This is a genomic window from Nocardia sp. NPDC046763 (genome assembly GCF_040645495.1).
Lineage (GTDB): Bacteria > Actinomycetota > Actinomycetes > Mycobacteriales > Mycobacteriaceae > Nocardia.
In genome coordinates this window covers 273,320-289,235 of the sequence record NZ_JBEYYI010000007.1, presented here as the reverse complement: position 1 = coordinate 289,235, position 15,916 = coordinate 273,320, and the positions used below count along the sequence as shown (strand labels likewise).

Here is a 15,916-nt window from a genome sequence, read left to right as displayed (position 1 = left end):
GGCTGGATATATCTTTTCGTACGAGAAACCGCGCAACGCCGTAGTTACGACGCGCGGAGACGCCGTTGACCGCGAGGACCGGCCCGACGTAATTTTGGTTCTCCGATGCGCCGGAGTTCTCATCGGCGCGAACAGCGGGTCCGTGATGTCTGGAGCGTCGGATGATTCGACGCTGGAGGGGTTATGCGGCGGGACTGCGCATGGTTCGGGGTACGCACGCGCGGATTCACGGGGTGTTCACCCAAGGTTCGACACTGGTGGCGCGCCGGGCTGATCGGGGCGGTGACGCTGCTGGCGGCGGTGGTGGCGGTGCCCGGCACTCGCGCCGACGTCCCCTATCCCGACAATGATCCGTTCTACGCGGCGCCGATCAACCTGGGAGAGTTCACAAACGGGGCAATCCTAAACTCCCGGCCGATCGCCGTCTTCGGGCTGCCGCTCCCGGTGGCGGGCTGGCAGGTGCAGTACCGCACCGCCGATTCCGCCGGGGAGGCCGCCGCCGACGTGGCCACCGTGATGACGCCGCTCACGCCCTGGACCGGTCCCGGCGACCGCCCGCTGCTGTCGTATCAGATCGCCGAGGACAGCCTCGGAACCCGTTGCGCCCCATCGTTCGCGCTGCGCGGCGGGCGCGACTTCTCCATTACCACCACCCTGCTGGACGTTCCGTTCCTGGCCGAAGCGCTGCGCCGCGGCTGGGCCCTGGTGGTGCCGGACTACGAGGGCCCGCAGTCCCGCTTCTTCGACGGCGTGAACTCCGGCCGGGCCGTGCTGGACGGCGTGCGCGCCGCCAAATCCTTTGCACCACTGGGTATCACGGACGCCAGTCCGCTCGGAGCCTGGGGCTACTCGGGTGGCGCCTTCGCCACCCTGTGGGCCATGCAGCTGCGGGCGAGCTACGCGCCCGAGATATGGTTCGCCGGCGTGACCTCCGGTGGCGTGCCCGCCGATATCCCCGCCATCGCCCGCGGGGTGGACGGCAGCTATCAGGCGGGGCTCGCGGTGCTGATCCTGCTCGCCCTGGCGCGCAACGATTCCGGCTCCGGGCTGGCGGACACGCTCGATGACAACGGTCATGCGCTGCTGGCGCAGGAGGCGACCTCCTGTGGCGGCGATCTGGTAGTCCACCACTTCTTCCAACACGTCGACGACTACTCGACCGTCCCGGACATCCTTGGCAGCCAAGCCTTCCGGGCCGCCGCCAACCATCAGGAGCTGGGCGGCTGGGCGCCGGACGTGCCGCTCTACCTGTACCACAGCAACAACGACGACGTGATTCCGCCGGCGGGCTTCAGCGCCCTCGTAGACCGCTACTGCGCGCTGGGCGCGAACCTCACCGCCATACGCTCGGCGATACCGGGCCACAATCCGGCGGCTGCCGGAGAAGCCTTGGGGGCCATGAACTTTCTGTCGGATCGGTTCAACGGCGATCCGGTGGACGCCGGGTGCACCGTGCGCTGACGATCGTCCGCAGCCGTCGGTGCACCCGCGTCGGATCGTTACCGATCGCCGGGCTGGGCCCACTTCGTGGTGCCGGGCGCCGCGTTCAGCGTGTTGATCAGGTCGATGCCGGCGATGAGCAGGGTGGGCCCGCCGACCACCAGGGTGCCGATGACCGCGCCGACAGCCGCGGCGACCGGTACGGTCGCCAAACCGAAAGCGCCACCGAGGAATCCGATCGCGCCGACTGCCGCGCCCACGGCCAGGCCCAGGAAACTGCCGATGGCTGTGCCGATGCCGAACTGAGTGCTGAACGCATCCATGGCGTGCTGGTTCTCGTTCGTCGAGGCCACCGGGTGCAGTACCGGCGTGGTCGCCGCGACGTCCTTGACCGCGGTCAGGGACAGGGTGGCACCGTCATCGCTGACGGCGCCCGGCACCGGGTAGCTCAGGCCGTCCTGTTCGAAGGCCAGCGGCAGGCTGAGGACGGTCGCGCCCGCGGAGTCCTTGATTTTCACCGCTCCCCCGGCCAACTCGAAGCTGCCATTGGTGAGGGTGGTGACAACGGTATTGCCGACCAACTGGGTCTGGTAACCGATATCGGGCACCGCCGGATCCGCGTGTGCCACACCGGCTCCGGCGATGGCGACTGCCGTGACAACCGGCGCGGCGATAGCGGTGATCTTGCGCAGCATCATGGGTCTTCCAATCTTCATCAGGTGTTTGTGGCAACACACGGCTCAGTTGAAAGAATTCCCCCTTCGCGACTGTGAGCCCGTGCTGCATCAGCAACGCGTTCTACTGACAGACACGGTAGCGCGGGGCACCGACACCCAGAATTATTTTCGGCTCGTGTGTTGCTAGACAAGCAGTTCGACGCCGATACCCAAGGCGCACACCAAAGCCACCACCAGCAGCGCCATCGCATCGGCGCGCCCCGGCGATCCCGGGCGGGCGGTCAGCTCGCCGGTGCCGCCGCGGGTGGTGATGGCCTCGCCGAGTTCGCCCGCCCGCCGGCTCGAGACCGCCATGCTCGCGGTCAGAATGTCGACCAGCGGGTTCTCCGACGCGCGATGCCGCAGCGAATCCTTTGGCCGCAGTTTGCGAGCCGCGCGCAGGATGCGCATCTCCTCCAGCAACAGCGGCAGGCCGCGCAGGGTCAGCGCGACCACCACCGCCCACTCGTCCACCGGAATCGCGTGCCGGACTCCGCGGCGTGTCCAGCCGATGCGCTTCAGCGGCGCACCCAGTCGGGCCAGCGCGGGCGCCACCTCACCCATCGGCGTGGTCCAGGCGACCAGGAACGACGCACCCAGCAGCAGGAAGCCGAACAGGATCACCTGCGCGTACCGCAGCAGCGCCGACGCGCCGACGGGCGCGTTGATGGCCGCCCCGATGAGCACGCCCGCCCAGATCCACCACGGGAGGCGGGGCAGCGTGCCCAGCGGCAGCTTCGCCAGCAGGAACACTGCCACCAGGAACAGCGTCGCGACACCGAGCAGGCCCCAGGTCGGGATGAACATGAGCAGTACGCTGACGGCGAAGACGCCGATCATCTTGGTACCGGCCCAGAGTCGATGCACGGGGCTGTCGACGGGGACCTCGCGGAGGACGACGCTGCTCATCGGACACCTCCGGTGAAATCCTGAATTCGGTTGTCGTGCACAGTATTGGAACCGTTCTCGACGAGGCGGCCGTCGCGCAGGTGGACGGTACGGTCGCACACCGCGGCCATGTCGGACACGTCGTGCGAGATGACGATGAGGGTCAGGCCCGAATCCCGGAGCCGGGCAAGCAGTTCCACTACTCCGGCGCGGCCCTCCGGATCGAGCCCGGCCAGTGGCTCGTCGAGCACCACGACCTGGGGGTGGCTCGCCACGATCGCCGCCAGCACCACCCGCTTGGCCTGCCCGCCGCTGAGCTCCTCGACCGAGCGCGAGGCCAGCGCGCGGTCCAACCCCACGGCATCGAGGGCACGCGCGACCGCGTAACTGCCGCGGCCGCCCCAGTCCTCGATCTCGGTGCCGACGTCCTGGCGCTGCAATTGCAGGCGGGAATGCTGGAAGGCCAGCTGCACCGCCCCGATCCGCTTGTGCACCGGACGGGTCGTGCCCATGGGTTCGCGCAGCACACAGCTGCCGGCGGTGGGCATGGTCAGCCCGGCCATGATCCAGGCCAGCGTGGACTTGCCGGAACCATTGCCGCCCACGATGAGCAGGGCTTCGCCGCGGCGGACACTCAGGTCGATGTCGTGCAGGGCGGGCGCTTCCCAGGGGGTGCCGAGGTTGTAGGCGTGGCCGACGCCCTGCAATTCGAGGACGGCGTCGCCCATGGGCCGGCGGCGTGAATCACGGACGGGACGCGGCCAGGCGGGCAGATGGCCGACCGAGCGGCCCTGTTCCAGATGGACCACCCGATCCGCGGCGGCCGCGTCCGCCTCGTGATGGGTCACCAGGACCACGGCCATCGGATGCCTGCGCGGCAGGTCGGCCAGCAATGCGACCAGGTCGCGACGGCCATCGGGGTCGATCATCGAGGTCGCTTCGTCGGCGATGAGCAGCGTGGGCTGCCGGGCCAGGGCGGCGGCGACCGCGAGCCGCTGCTGCTGGCCGCCCGACAGGGTCGAGGTTTCGCGGCCGCCCATACCGGCCAGGCCGACCTCGGCCAGCAATCCGTCGATATCGACAGCCGCGGCATCCGCGGTGGGCAGGCCCCACACCACATCATCCGCGACGAGCACGCCCAGCGTCTGGCTCTCCGGTCGCTGCAGCACCATCGCGGTGCCGCCACGCACGCCCAGACCCGCCGCGCCCGGCCGGGTGACGGTGCCCGCGGTCGGCGGGCGACCCGCGAGAATCCTGGTGAGCGTGGACTTTCCGGACCCGTTGTGGCCGACCACCGCCACGAATTCGCCGACGTCGACGGTCAGGTCGATATTGTGCAGGGCATCGGTGCGCGCTCCCCGGTATCGGAACGCGACCTCCTGCAACGTAACCGGCAGCGGCGCGACCGGACGCGGGTCCGCGGGCGCATCCAGCAGGCTGTCACGGCCCGGCAGCCAGGACAGGCGATCCAGCACCCGCCCGAGCACGAACCAGGAGAACACCCCGCTGACCAGCATGGCCGCAATGATGCCGCCGCCCACGAAGGCCCACCACCAGTGCAGGACGGTGTCGGTGTAGCTCGCGACCGCGCGGCCCAGCGGTTCCAGCGCAGACTGGCGCGCCGCAAGGTTTTCGATGCCCGCGGCGGAATTGCGGATGTTGTCGAACAGCAGGTGCCGAGACTGCGCGAAGGCCAGCAGCATGCCGATCGTCAAAGCCGCCATGGCGGATCCCGCCATCGCTGACAGCACCGCCACCGCGGGCAGACCCCCGCGCCTGCGCTTGACCGTCCCGATGATCCCCCCGATCACCGCCACACCGACCAGATTCTCCGCGGGCAGCAGTCCCGCCGCCACGAATGTCACCAACGTCCCCGCGATGGTGGTCGCCAGCTGCGCCCGGAACCGGTGCCGATGCGCCAGCAGCCCCATGGGCACCGCCGCCACCAGTTGCAGCGCCGCCGCGAACGGCACCAGCGACCCCAGCGTCACCAGCCCCACCGTCGCCCCGCCCAGCACGGCCGACGCGGCCAGCTCGATCGGCCGCAACGCTCCCGTGGGGAGCGTCGCCCCGGCACTGCTCCCGGCACGGGACACGCCAACCTGCTCGGCCAGCCCACCGCGAATCTGGTACGAATCGGTCACGCCTACCAGTCTGCCGTGTCCGCACCCCAACCCACCGCGACCTCTCAACATCTCCACAGACTGCGGGCAATGCCCGCACAGATCTCCGCGGTCGGCCCCACGAATCTCCGCGGTCGGCCAGGGGAAGCACCGGTTCGCTATGGCACAGCCCACCACGCAACGGCACTGTGCCCTTGGTTCGACCGGAGTGCCGCCGCTTCGACCGGAACGCCGTCAGGCCGGGTGGTGGTCGATGAGGTTGGCGAAGATGTGAGTGATGCGTGTGGTGAGGGCCTCGGGGGTGGTGCCGGATTGGGTTGCGCGGAGGTCGAATTTGCCGTCGACGGTGAGGGCGGCCATGCCGTGGGCCAGGGACCACCAGGCCAGGGCCATGGTTTCGGCGTCGGTGGCGGGGAGGAAGCCGGAGGCCACGGCGTCGGCGACGGCGGATTCGAGGACGGCGTAGGCGGCCTCGCCGGCGGCCTCGGTGTCGGGGTGTTTCTCGGGCTGGGAGAGCTCGGGGCGGAACATGATCCGGAAGTAGGCGGCGTGGTCGCGGGCGAAGCCGACGTAGCCCTCGGCCATGGCGATCAGGGCGGTGCGCGGGTCGGGGGCGCTGTCGCGGACGACAGTCATTGCGGCGCCGAGGATTTCGTAGCCGCGGGCGGCGAGGGCCGACATCAGGGCGGCACGGTCGGCGAAGTGGTGGTAAGGCGCGCCGGGGCTGACGCCGGCTTCGCGGGCGACCTTGCGGAGGCTCACGGCGGCCAGGCCCTCGGACTCGATCAGCTGCAGGGAGGCGCGCAGGAGTTCCTCGCGGAGGTCCCCGTGGTGATAGCGGTCCTTGGTCGGCGGCATGGGATGAGCGTAAAGGGTTGACGGCTCCCGGCCTCGGAATCTATACATTGTTTAGATTCTAAGCACTGCTCAGATTGGAGTCCGGCAATGTCCGACCTCGTTCTCGTCACCGGCGCCTCCGGCTATGTCGCGGGCCATGTCATCCAGGAATTACTCGGCCAGGGCTACCGAGTGCGCGGCACGGTGCGCTCGACCGCGCGCGCCGCGCAGGTGGCCGAACTCCTGCCCGGCATCGAGCTGGCCGAGGCCGACCTGGGTTCGGACGCGGGCTGGGCAGCGGCCACAGCGGGCTGCCGCTATGTGCTGCACACCGCCTCGCCCTTCCCCTCGGGCGTACCCGAGCACGAGGACGAACTGGTGCGCCCCGCCGTCGACGGCACGCTGCGGGTGCTGGGCGCGGCCGCCGCGAGTGGTGTCGAACGGGTCGTCGTGACCTCCTCCATCGCGGCGGTCGAGGTCGGCAACGAGGGCCACCTGAACACCGAGAAGGACTGGTCGGACACCGCGCGCTGCGACGCCTACCAGAAGAGCAAGACCCTCGCCGAGCGCGCCGCCTGGGATTTCGCCGCCGAGCACCCGGATCTCGAACTGGCCGTGATCAATCCGGGAGCGATCTTCGGACCCCTCCTGCGCGCCGAGGCCGGCACCTCCGTCGACGGCATTCGCGCCCTGCTGGCCGGCGGCATGCCCGGCGTCCCGCGCCTGAACTTCGCGACCGTCGACGTCCGCGACTTCGCGATCGCGCACCGCCTCGCCATGGAAACCCCGCAGGCCGCGGGCAACCGCTACATCTGCGCGGGCGAGGAAGTCTCCTTCCCGCGGATGGCCCAGATCCTCGCACAGCGCTACCGCGTACCGACCCGCGTGCTCCCCGACTGGCTCGTCCGCCTCAGCGCCCGCTTCAACCCCGACGCCCGCACTGCCGTCCGCTACCTCGGCCGCGAGGCACGCCTGAGCGCCGCCAAGGCCGAACACGACCTGAACTGGACCATGCGCCCCATATCGGAAACACTCTTCGACACCGCCGAAAGCCTCATCCGCTTCGGCCTGGTCCCCGCGCCTCGCCCCGCCCGCACCGCCGCCTGAGCGCCGGGATCGGGGAGCTCTCACCGAGGAATTCCGCCCGATTCCCCGCGCCGAGAACTCACCGATCACGGTTCGCCGGAGGGGTAGGGTGGCGAAAGAGGGTGGGGCAGTGGGAGATTGCGGAGGGCCCATGCGGCGCGGTCGCGTTCCAGGGCCACGCCATCGTCACCGATATCGACACCATCGTGCCGCTGCTCGAGAAGTCGAGCTAGCCGAAACGGTCAGTCGGAGCTGGGAATCCAGGCCGGATGCCAGAGGCGTCCGGTCTCGGTCCAGTTCATGAAGCGCACGGTGCCGGTGAGTTTCGGCGTCACCCACACCGCGTCCTTGTGCTCGTCGGCGGTGAGTTCATTGTCGAACGGACTGGTCTTGCGTTCCAGGCGGCGCAGCCGATCGGCGAGGTCGCTCATCTCCTGCTCACTGAACCCGGTGCCGACCCGGCCCAGGTAGTACAGCTCCCCCTCGTGCGGAACACCGACCAGCAGCGAAGCGAACTGCCGCACCTCCGATCTCCGGTAGCCGCCGACCACTACCGACAGCGTCCGCCAGTTCCGGGTCTTGATCCACGACTGCCCGCGCCGCGCGGGCAGATAGACCGAGTCCCGTCGCTTGGCGACCACACCCTCCATGCCGTGATCCTGGCTGTACCGCAGGGCTTCCGCACCCGACCCGTGCAACTGTTTCGGCACGATCAGCGAACGCGCCTGCCCGGCAAGGGCTTCCAGCACCCGCCGCCGGTCATCGTAGCGTTTTCGGACCAGCGAGGTGCCGTCCAGATACAGCAGATCGAAGGCCAGGAAGACCGCCCGCGTCGAATCCTCCCGCAGCAGGCCGAGATTCGCGCCGCCGTGATCGTCGAAGACCACCGCCTCGCCGTCCAGCACCGCGCTGTGCCCGGACAGTTCCGAACCCAGCACCGCCAGGCCCGGATACTTCCCGGTGACCACGTGCCCGGCCCGGCTGCGCAGCGTGACCGCGCCGTCCTCGATCTCGGCGATCAGCCGGAACCCGTCCCACTTGGTCTCGAAGGCCCAGTGCTCGGCGTCGAGGGTCCCCACATCACCCGCCGTCGCCAGCATGGGCTTCAGTCCCCGCGGCATGGGCGCCGGGGTGCGCGGCGTGACCGGAACCGGCTGCGCCCCATTGTATTTCACCCCCGGCGGCGTCTGATCCTTCATCAGGTGCATGAGCCACTGGTTGCCATTGGTCTGGATCAGCGCGTACCGCCCCGTCAGCCGCTGACCGCGCAGCCAGACGATGACCTCGTCGTCACGCCACTTCTCGGTCTCGTAGGTGCCGGTATCCCAGATGGTCATCTCGCCGCCGCCGTACTCGCCCTTGGGGATCGTCCCGTGAAAGGTGAGGTACTCCATCGGATGGTCCTCGGTGTGCACGGCCAGCCGGTTCTCGCCGGTTTCGGTGGGCGGGCCTTTGGGCACCGCCCAGGAGACCAGCACGCCCTCGCGTTCCAGCCGGACATCCCAGTGCAGCCGCCGGGCGTGATGCTCCTGCACCACGAACCGATCCCCCGACCCGGCGGCGGGCGGGCCCGGCGGCACCGGTTCGGGCGTGCGCTCCGGGTCGCGCATCGATCGGTAGGTGTCGAGCCGGTCCGGAACCGGTTCCGGCAGTGGCTCGTCCAATCCGTCGAGCAGATCCCCTTGCTCCCGCCAGCGCCGCAGCACCTCGTCGAAGCGCAAGTGCCGCAGCCGTTTCGGCTTCTCTATCTCCGTCCAGGCCCGCGGCGCGGCCACCCACGGCTCGGTGCGCCCGCGCAGCGAATACGGCGCGATGGTGGTCTTGGCCGGATTGTTCTGGCTCCAGTCCAGGAACACCTTCCCGCCGCGCGCCGATTTGGCCATGGTGGCCGTCACCAGCTCCGGCCGCAGCTGCTGCAGGTTGGTGGCGACCTGCTTGGCAACCGCCGACGCCCCGTTCGGCCCGAGTCTGCGGTCCAGCGGTACGTAGACGTGAATTCCCTTGGAGCCGCTGGTGACCGGGTAGGCTTCCAGCCCCACCTCGCGCACCACGTCCCGCAGGATGAGCGCCACCTCGGCGCACTGCGCCAGCCCGGCCCCCGGCCCGGGATCCAGATCGAAGACCAGCCGGGTGATGTCCCCGACCTCGGCCCCGTCGAAACACCATTGCGGCACATGCAGTTCCAGCGCCGCCTGCTGCCCGAGCCAGGCCATGCCCGCGAGATTGTCGATGAGCGGGTACGTGACCGGTCGGTCGGAATGCTGAACCGTCCTCCGCTCCAACCACTTCGGCGCGTGCTCGGCCAGATTCTTCTCGAAGAACGACTGCTCGTCCACCCCGTTCGGCCACCGCTTGCGGGTCACCGGCCGCTGCGCGATATGTGGCAGCAGGGCCGGGGCGATGGCCGTGAAATAGTCGATGACCTCCCCCTTGGTGGTCCCGGTGGCCGGGTACAGCACCTTGTCGAGGTTGGTCAGCCCAACCTCGATACCCCCGAAATCCCTGCGGGACCCCATGACAGCAGTTTAGGTCCGGGTCCCGACAAAGACCGGCAACCCGAACCGGCCCGGAAGAACTCGCGCCACCCGTGAAATGCCAACGGGCCGTTCAGGTCAGCGACGGGGATCCCGCCACTCCCGAACAGCCCGTGGAACGACCGGTGCGACCACTGCGAGACGCCGCGACGATTACGCCGGAGGCTGTTCGCCTTCCGCGGCCTCCGGCGCGGGTTCCGGGGCCGGTTCGGCCGTCGCCTCGGCGGGTGCCGGCTCCGCGGCCGGTTCGGCCGCGGGAGCCTCCGCGGAGGCCGCTGCCGGCGCCTCGGCGCCCGCCTCGGGCTTGATGGCGGACTTGATCGCCTCCGCGCCCTTGTCGATCTGGGAGGAGAACTTCCCCCCGGTCTTCTCGTCGATCACATGTCCGGCCTTATCGACCGCCTGCTCGATCTTCTCGGCGTTCTGGGCCGCCACCTCTTTGCCCTTGCCGACCAAGCCCTTGAGCGTGTCCATGAGACTCACAGCGCTGCTCCTTCGATCTCTGTCCCGTTATTGGCGGACATCTTCCCACCACGAATCCCGTGGTGGCAGGCCAATCGGATCGATCCGCTCGCCCGGCTTCGGCACGGCGATGCGTGTCCCCGCCGCCTCTGCCGCCTCGACGAGTCGCCGGACCGGCTCCGACCAGCCGTGGAAAGCCAGATTGAAGGTGGCCCAATGGATCGGCACCAGCAGCCCGTAGCCCGCATCGCCGACACACAGATCGGCGTGGGCGCGCACCGCCTCCTCGGGGTTCATGTGCACATCCGGCCAGTGCTGGTCATAGGCGCCGATGGGCAGCAGGGTCAGGTCGAACGGGCCCAGCCGCGCACCCGCTTCCGCGAAGGCCTTGGTGTAGCCGGTGTCACCGCCGAAGTAGACCCGGCGGGTCGGACCGGCGATCGACCAGGACGCCCACAGCGTGGTGTTGCGCACCAGCCCGCGGCCGGAGAAGTGCCGCGCCTCCGCGCAGGTGATCACCAGATCGGTGCCGTCACCGTGATCCCGCTGCAGCTCCGACAGCGAAACCGAAGCAGCCCAGTCCAATTCGACAATGCGATGATCGGGCACCGCCCAGTGCCGCAGATGCGCGCCGATGCCGATCGGCACGATGAACACGCAGTCCTGACTGTCCACGAGCTCGATCACGGTGTCGCGATCCAGATGGTCGTAGTGGTCGTGGGAGATGAGCACCGCGTCCAGCGCCGGCAGCTCCGACAGCGGCGACGGCACCGGATGCAGCCGGGCCGGACCCACCAGCGGCGACGGCGAGACCCGCTCGCTCCACACTGGATCGGCCAGCACCCGGTAGCCGTCCACCTCGATCAGGCAGGTGGCGTGCCCGTACCAGGTGACGGCCAGGTCGCCCGCCTGCTCCGGCAGCGCGGGCTTCACCAGTGGGATCGTCCCGGCCGGGCGGCCCCGGTCGCGCTGGGTGGCCAGCTGATACAGCAGCTCCAGCGGGGAACCGGTGATCTGGCTGCTCGGTTCGGTGTTGTGGAACTGCCGATTGCGATAGGTGGTCGCCCCGTGCGCCGTCGGCGCGATGGCGGACATGGAGGCCCCCATGGCGGAGGGAATCCCCCACGCCGCCCGCACCAACCAGGAAAGACCGAATGCACCCGCAGACATACCCACCAGTTTCCGCGCATTCGCGGTCGCGCGCTGCTCGTTCATTTGCCCTCGAACTTCGCGGACCGCTTCTCCTGGCGTGCCACGCGCGCCTCCTGCGCGTCGGCACTCTGCCACGCGGCGTCCAGGGCCGCGGTCTGCTGGAGGGAGTCGGGGCCGCGGGTGTCGTCGTCGTTGAAGACCAGTTTCAGATGCCGCAGCGACAGTGGCGCGAGTTCGGCGATCTGCCTGGCCCAGGCCTGCGCGTCGGCCAGCGTGCCGATTCGGTTGGCGAAGCCGAAGTGGTACGCGTCCGCGGCCTGCACCCGCTCGGCGCCTATCAGGATGGTGCGCGCCGGGCCGGGCCCGATCAGGTTGGACAACCGGCGCACGGTCCAACGGTCCACGGAGATACCGAGTTTCGCCGCCGGAACGGCGATGAAGGAGTCCGGTGTCATGACCCGCAGGTCCGACGCCAGGGCCAGCTGCACGCCGGCGCCCAGCGCCCCGCCGTTGATGGCCGCGATCACCGGCACCGGGATCGTCTCGATGGTGCGCAGCATGCCGAGCAGCCCGGTCAGGAACTTGTCCGAATACACGCCGTCCAGATCCGCGCCCGCACTGAAGATCGGCCCCTGGCCGGTCAGCACGATCACCCGGGCCGAGGTCGCGGCCTCCTCGAGCGCCGCGCGCAGCAGCCCGATCAGCTCCTCGTTCAGGGCGTTCCGTCGATCCGGACGCTGCAGTTCGATGGTCACTACCTCGCCATCGCGGCTGACTCCGAGCATCTGTCCCTTCCCCACTGTCCACCTCACCTGCGCTGTCGACCCATGATCGGCCTTCACTCTAGGTGCGCGTACCGTCGGGTCGGTGACCGCAACACCCGATGTCGACATCCTCGTAATCGGCGCCGGGCAGGCCGGTTTATCGGTCGGCTATCACCTGCGGCGGCTCGGTTTACGGCCGGAGCAGGACTTTCTCATTGTCGACCACGCTCCCGCGCCCGGCGGGGCGTGGCAGTTCCGGTGGCCGTCACTGACATTGAGCAACGTCAATCGGGTGCATGATCTTCCCGGCATGTCGTTCGCGGAGACGCTGCCCGAGGGCTCGGAGAACGCGCAGGCGGCCACGGCCGTGCCGCTCTACTTCGAGCTCTACGAGAAACGCTTCGATCTGCGGGTGCACCGGCCGGTGTCGGTCAGTCTGGTGTGCGACCGGGCCACCGCGGCCACCTGCCCGGATCGGGAGGTCGACGGGCTGCTGCACGCGGAGCTGACACCGGACGCGACACTGCGGGTGCGCGGGCTGGTCAATGCGACGGGCACCTGGGACAAGCCGTTCATTCCCTACTACCGGGGCGCGGACACCTTCACGGGGCGTCAGCTGCACGCCCACGATTACCGCACCGCAACGGAATTCGCGGGCAAGCGCGTGGTCGTGGTGGGCGGCGGGATCACCGCCATCCAACTGCTGGACGAGATCTCGCAGGTCACCGGCACCACGTGGGTGACCCGGCGCGAACCCGTGTTCCGCTCCGGGCAATTCGCACCCGAAGATGGGCGGGCGGCGGTGGCCATGGTGGAAGACCGTGTGCGGCGCGGACTCCCGCCCGGTTCCGTGGTCTCGGTCACCGGCCTGCCCGAGGACGCGCGGGTGCGGGCCATGCGCGACCGCGGCGTGCTGGACCGGCGACCCATGTTCGATCACCTCGAAGCCGATGGAATCCGCTGGGCCGACGGCACTTTCCAGCACGCCGACGTGATCCTGTGGGCCACCGGATTCCGCAGCGCCCTCGACCATCTGGCCCCGCTGCGGCTGCGCGGCCCCGGCGGCGGCATCATCATGGGCGGTCGGCTCGCCACCCGGGTCGAGGCCGATCCGCGCATCCACCTGATCGGCTACGGGCCGTCCGCCAGCACCATCGGCGCGAATCGCGCGGGCCGGGCCGCCGCCGTCGAATTGACCTCGTACCTGGGTATTCCCACCCGGCACGAACCGTGAGCTCAGGCGGGGGCGTCCAGATCGAAGAAGTGCGGATCCGCGCCCTGCCGCGCGCCCTTGTCGATGCCGGCGATCTGCGTCATCTCCCGGCCGGACAGCTCGAAATCGAAGACCACCAGGTTCTCCGCCATCCGGGACGGCGTCGTGGACTTCGGAATGGCCACATTCCCCAACTGCATGTGCCAGCGCAGGATGATCTGCGCGGGCGTCCGGCCGAGCTTGTCCGCCAGCGCGATGATGACCGAGTCGTTGAACTCCGCCCCGCGCCCCAGCGGACTCCACGCCTCGGTCACGATGCCGTGCGCGGCATGGAAGGCCCGCAGCTCCGACTGCGCGTAATACGGATGCAGCTCAATCTGATTGATGGCCGGCACCTCACCGGTCTCGCCCATCACCCGCTCCAGATGCGCCCGGGTGAAGTTGGAGACACCGATCGAGACCACCCGGCCCTGTTGCTTGAGCGTCTGCAGCGCGCGGAAGGTGTCGACGTACAGATCGACCGTGGGTAGCGGCCAGTGGATCAGGAACAGATCGATGGTGTCGAGGCCCAGTCGCTTGACGCTGGCGTCGAAGGCGCGCATGGCAGCGTCGTAGCCGTGGTCGGCGTTCCACAGCTTGGTGGTGACGAACACCTCGTCCCGCGGTAGGCCCGATTCGCGGACCGCGCGGCCGACCTCCTCCTCATTGCCGTAGAAGGCGGCCGTGTCGATGCTCCGGTACCCGAGCTCGAGGGCCGTCGAAATGGTGCCGACTGCCTCGTCGCCGACGAGTTTGTACACACCGAACCCCAGCTTCGGCATGACCTGGCCATCACTGAGCACAATCGCTGGAATGCCGCTGGCCTCGAACCGATAAGTCACCAGTCCGAAGGTAGAAGCGCCGTTCCACCCCGTCAACCGAACGCGCGATGGGGAAGAAAATGGATCGGATCCGCACGGCGGCAACTTCTCAGCGTCGCCCTGGTGCGATGTGACGAGAACTACGACCCGAGACCCAGGCGACGGTATCGCCGCTGCCGCGCCGTCAGCAGATCCGCGGAGGACCGACTGGTCAGACCGGCCAGTTCGTCGGCAATGGCCGCCACCATGCGCAGCGCGAAATCCACCGGCTCGTCCGCGGCATCGGGATACTCGGACACGATGCGGTCCACGATCCCGTCGGCCCGCAGATCCTGCGCGCGAATCCGCTGGGCGGCGGCCAGTTCCGGGGCGTGCCGGGTGTCGCGGTAGACGATCTCGCTCGCGCCCTCCGGCGGGAGCGGAGCCAGCCAGCCGTTCGCGGCCGCCAGCACCCGGTCCGCCGGCAGCAGGGCCAGTGCACCACCACCGGTGCCCTGCCCGAGCAGCACCGACACCGTCGGCGTATCGAGGGTGACGAGATCGGCTATGCAGCGGGCGATTTCGGGTGCCAGGCCGCGCTCCTCCGCCTCACGGGACAACGCCGCGCCCGCGGTATCGATGACGAGGACCAGGGGGACGTGGAGTTCGGCGGCCAGGTGCATGCTGCGGCGGGCCTCGCGCAACGCCGCCGGACCCATGGTGTTCTCGGGCGACTGCCCCGCGCGATCGTGACCGAACACAATGCAGGGCTGACCCCGGAAGCGGGCGAGCGCGTGCACCACGGTGCGATCCAGCTCCCCCTGTCCGGTGCCGGACAACGGAACTCGATCGGTGGCGTGGCGCAGCAGTTCCCGGGTTCCCGGCCGATCGGCCCTCCGCGAGATGAGCACCGACTGCCAGCCGTGGACATCGCCGGTCTCGAGCAGCGCCGGGCCGCCACGCTCCTCCGGACCCGTCGGCAAGGAAGCGGCGCCCTCCTTGGAACGGCGTGGGTCGCCATCGTTTTCGGGCAGCGGCAGCGGTCCGTCGCACAAGACGTTCAGGGCGCGATGCGCGATCCGGCGGAAGACCGGCACCGGTACAACTCCGTCGATAACGCCATTGTGGTAAAGGTTTTCGGCCGTCTGCACGCCCTCGGGGAACGATTTCCCATACAGCGCCTTGTAAACTCGCGGCCCGAGAAACCCGACCAGCGCGCCCGGCTCGGCAAATGTCATGTGCCCCAACGATCCCCACGAGGCGAACACCCCGCCCATGGTCGGGTCGCGCAGATACACCAGATACGGATGCCCTGCCGCCCTGTGCGCGGCCAGGGCCCCGGCGACCTTCACCATCTGCACGAAAGCGACTGTGCCCTCCTGCATTCGGGTACCGCCGGAGGTCGGCGAGGCGAGCAGCGGCAGTCCCAGCTCGGTGGCACGCTCCACCGCCGACACGATGCGCTCGGCCGCGGCCACCCCGATGGACCCCGCGAGAAACCCGAATTCACACGCGAGCACGGCGACCCGCCGTCCGCGCAGCAACCCCTCCCCGGTGAGCACCGCCTCATCGGTGCCCGCCGTTGCCGCAGCAGCCAGCAAATCCTCGCAATACTCGGCCGATGCCGCCACCGCAACGGGTGGCCGATCCCAGCTCACGAAGGAACCGGGATCGAGCAATGCGCCGAGCAGCTCCCGCGCTGTGCCCAATTTGCCCTCCGCTTCGCTCCGGGCGGGTTCGCGGCGCTGGAGGTCTCGTTCTTCCCTCCCTCCGCTCCTCCGCTGCGCTCCCCCGCTCCACTCGGTCCAGAACGAGACGCGCCGCGAACCAGAGGGTGGGTCCGGGCAGCATATCGGTGCTCG

General features: G+C 69.3%; 13 protein-coding genes. 3 read left to right on the top strand and 10 right to left on the bottom strand.

The window, feature by feature from the left end:
• Positions 1–282 precede the first annotated feature (282 nt).
• A complete protein-coding gene (locus tag ABZ909_RS14925; RefSeq protein WP_356999102.1) occupies positions 283–1,461 on the top strand; it encodes a lipase family protein in 1,179 nt (392 codons plus the stop codon).
• 38 nt (positions 1,462–1,499) lie between these two features.
• Here ABZ909_RS14925 and ABZ909_RS14920 read toward each other — a convergent pair whose 3' ends face one another.
• The 4 genes from ABZ909_RS14920 to ABZ909_RS14905 all read right to left on the bottom strand — a co-directional run bounded on the left by ABZ909_RS14920 (position 1,500) and on the right by ABZ909_RS14905 (position 6,025).
• Positions 1,500–2,156, bottom strand: a complete 657-nt coding sequence (locus ABZ909_RS14920; RefSeq protein ID WP_356999099.1) for an ammonium transporter — start codon at positions 2,154–2,156, stop codon at positions 1,500–1,502.
• 144 nt (positions 2,157–2,300) lie between these two features.
• Positions 2,301–3,065, bottom strand: coding sequence for an energy-coupling factor transporter transmembrane protein EcfT (locus tag ABZ909_RS14915; RefSeq protein WP_356999096.1), 765 nt, complete (start codon positions 3,063–3,065; stop codon positions 2,301–2,303).
• On the bottom strand, positions 3,062–5,140 hold the full coding sequence (locus ABZ909_RS14910; protein WP_356999278.1) for an ATP-binding cassette domain-containing protein: 2,079 nt from the start codon (positions 5,138–5,140) through the stop codon (positions 3,062–3,064). Before ABZ909_RS14910 ends, ABZ909_RS14915 begins: the two co-directional genes overlap by 4 nt.
• Before the next feature lie 261 nt (positions 5,141–5,401).
• Entirely contained in the window at positions 5,402–6,025 is a 624-nt protein-coding gene (locus ABZ909_RS14905) for a TetR/AcrR family transcriptional regulator (RefSeq protein ID WP_356999093.1), read from the bottom strand.
• Between the two features lie 87 nt (positions 6,026–6,112).
• On the opposite strand from ABZ909_RS14905, the gene ABZ909_RS14900 reads away from it, so the two are divergent.
• A complete protein-coding gene (locus ABZ909_RS14900; protein ID WP_356999091.1) occupies positions 6,113–7,111 on the top strand; it encodes an aldehyde reductase in 999 nt (332 codons plus the stop codon).
• Between the two features lie 221 nt (positions 7,112–7,332).
• On the opposite strand, the gene ABZ909_RS14895 is transcribed toward ABZ909_RS14900, so the two are convergent.
• The 4 genes from ABZ909_RS14895 to ABZ909_RS14880 all read right to left on the bottom strand — a co-directional run bounded on the left by ABZ909_RS14895 (position 7,333) and on the right by ABZ909_RS14880 (position 12,023).
• Positions 7,333–9,606: an ATP-dependent DNA ligase gene (locus ABZ909_RS14895; RefSeq protein ID WP_356999089.1), complete on the bottom strand. Its 2,274-nt coding sequence runs from the start codon at positions 9,604–9,606 to the stop codon at positions 7,333–7,335.
• Between the two features lie 171 nt (positions 9,607–9,777).
• Positions 9,778–10,098: an antitoxin gene (locus tag ABZ909_RS14890; protein ID WP_356999276.1), complete on the bottom strand. Its 321-nt coding sequence runs from the start codon at positions 10,096–10,098 to the stop codon at positions 9,778–9,780.
• 36 nt (positions 10,099–10,134) lie between these two features.
• Positions 10,135–11,256 (bottom strand): MBL fold metallo-hydrolase, encoded by a 1,122-nt coding sequence (locus tag ABZ909_RS14885; RefSeq protein ID WP_356999086.1) that lies wholly within the window; start codon positions 11,254–11,256, stop codon positions 10,135–10,137.
• A 41-nt stretch (positions 11,257–11,297) separates the two neighbouring features.
• Complete coding sequence (locus tag ABZ909_RS14880) at positions 11,298–12,023, bottom strand: enoyl-CoA hydratase (RefSeq protein WP_356999083.1); 726 nt, start codon at positions 12,021–12,023, stop codon at positions 11,298–11,300.
• 82 nt (positions 12,024–12,105) lie between these two features.
• Between ABZ909_RS14880 and ABZ909_RS14875 the strand changes: the two genes are divergently transcribed.
• Positions 12,106–13,236: an NAD(P)-binding domain-containing protein gene (locus ABZ909_RS14875; RefSeq protein ID WP_356999080.1), complete on the top strand. Its 1,131-nt coding sequence runs from the start codon at positions 12,106–12,108 to the stop codon at positions 13,234–13,236.
• Positions 13,237–13,238: 2 nt separating this feature from the next.
• On the opposite strand, the gene ABZ909_RS14870 is transcribed toward ABZ909_RS14875, so the two are convergent.
• Positions 13,239–14,096 (bottom strand): aldo/keto reductase, encoded by an 858-nt coding sequence (locus tag ABZ909_RS14870; protein ID WP_356999078.1) that lies wholly within the window; start codon positions 14,094–14,096, stop codon positions 13,239–13,241.
• A gap of 119 nt (positions 14,097–14,215) precedes the next feature.
• Positions 14,216–15,763 (bottom strand): carboxyl transferase domain-containing protein, encoded by a 1,548-nt coding sequence (locus ABZ909_RS14865; RefSeq protein WP_356999075.1) that lies wholly within the window; start codon positions 15,761–15,763, stop codon positions 14,216–14,218.
• Positions 15,764–15,916 lie beyond the last annotated feature (153 nt).

What these genes read in the sequence shown, in the direction of transcription:
- ABZ909_RS14900 (WP_356999091.1), top strand. Translation starts at nt 6,113, where the DNA reads ATGTCCGACCTCGTTCTCGTCACCGGCGCCTCCGGCTATGTCGCGGGC.
- ABZ909_RS14895 (WP_356999089.1), bottom strand. Translation starts at nt 9,606, where the DNA reads ATGGGGTCCCGCAGGGATTTCGGGGGTATCGAGGTTGGGCTGACCAAC.
- ABZ909_RS14880 (WP_356999083.1), bottom strand. Translation starts at nt 12,023, where the DNA reads ATGCTCGGAGTCAGCCGCGATGGCGAGGTAGTGACCATCGAACTGCAG.
- ABZ909_RS14885 (WP_356999086.1), bottom strand. Translation starts at nt 11,256, where the DNA reads ATGTCTGCGGGTGCATTCGGTCTTTCCTGGTTGGTGCGGGCGGCGTGG.
- ABZ909_RS14915 (WP_356999096.1), bottom strand. Translation starts at nt 3,065, where the DNA reads ATGAGCAGCGTCGTCCTCCGCGAGGTCCCCGTCGACAGCCCCGTGCAT.
- ABZ909_RS14920 (WP_356999099.1), bottom strand. Translation starts at nt 2,156, where the DNA reads ATGAAGATTGGAAGACCCATGATGCTGCGCAAGATCACCGCTATCGCC.
- ABZ909_RS14890 (WP_356999276.1), bottom strand. Translation starts at nt 10,098, where the DNA reads ATGGACACGCTCAAGGGCTTGGTCGGCAAGGGCAAAGAGGTGGCGGCC.
- ABZ909_RS14905 (WP_356999093.1), bottom strand. Translation starts at nt 6,025, where the DNA reads ATGCCGCCGACCAAGGACCGCTATCACCACGGGGACCTCCGCGAGGAA.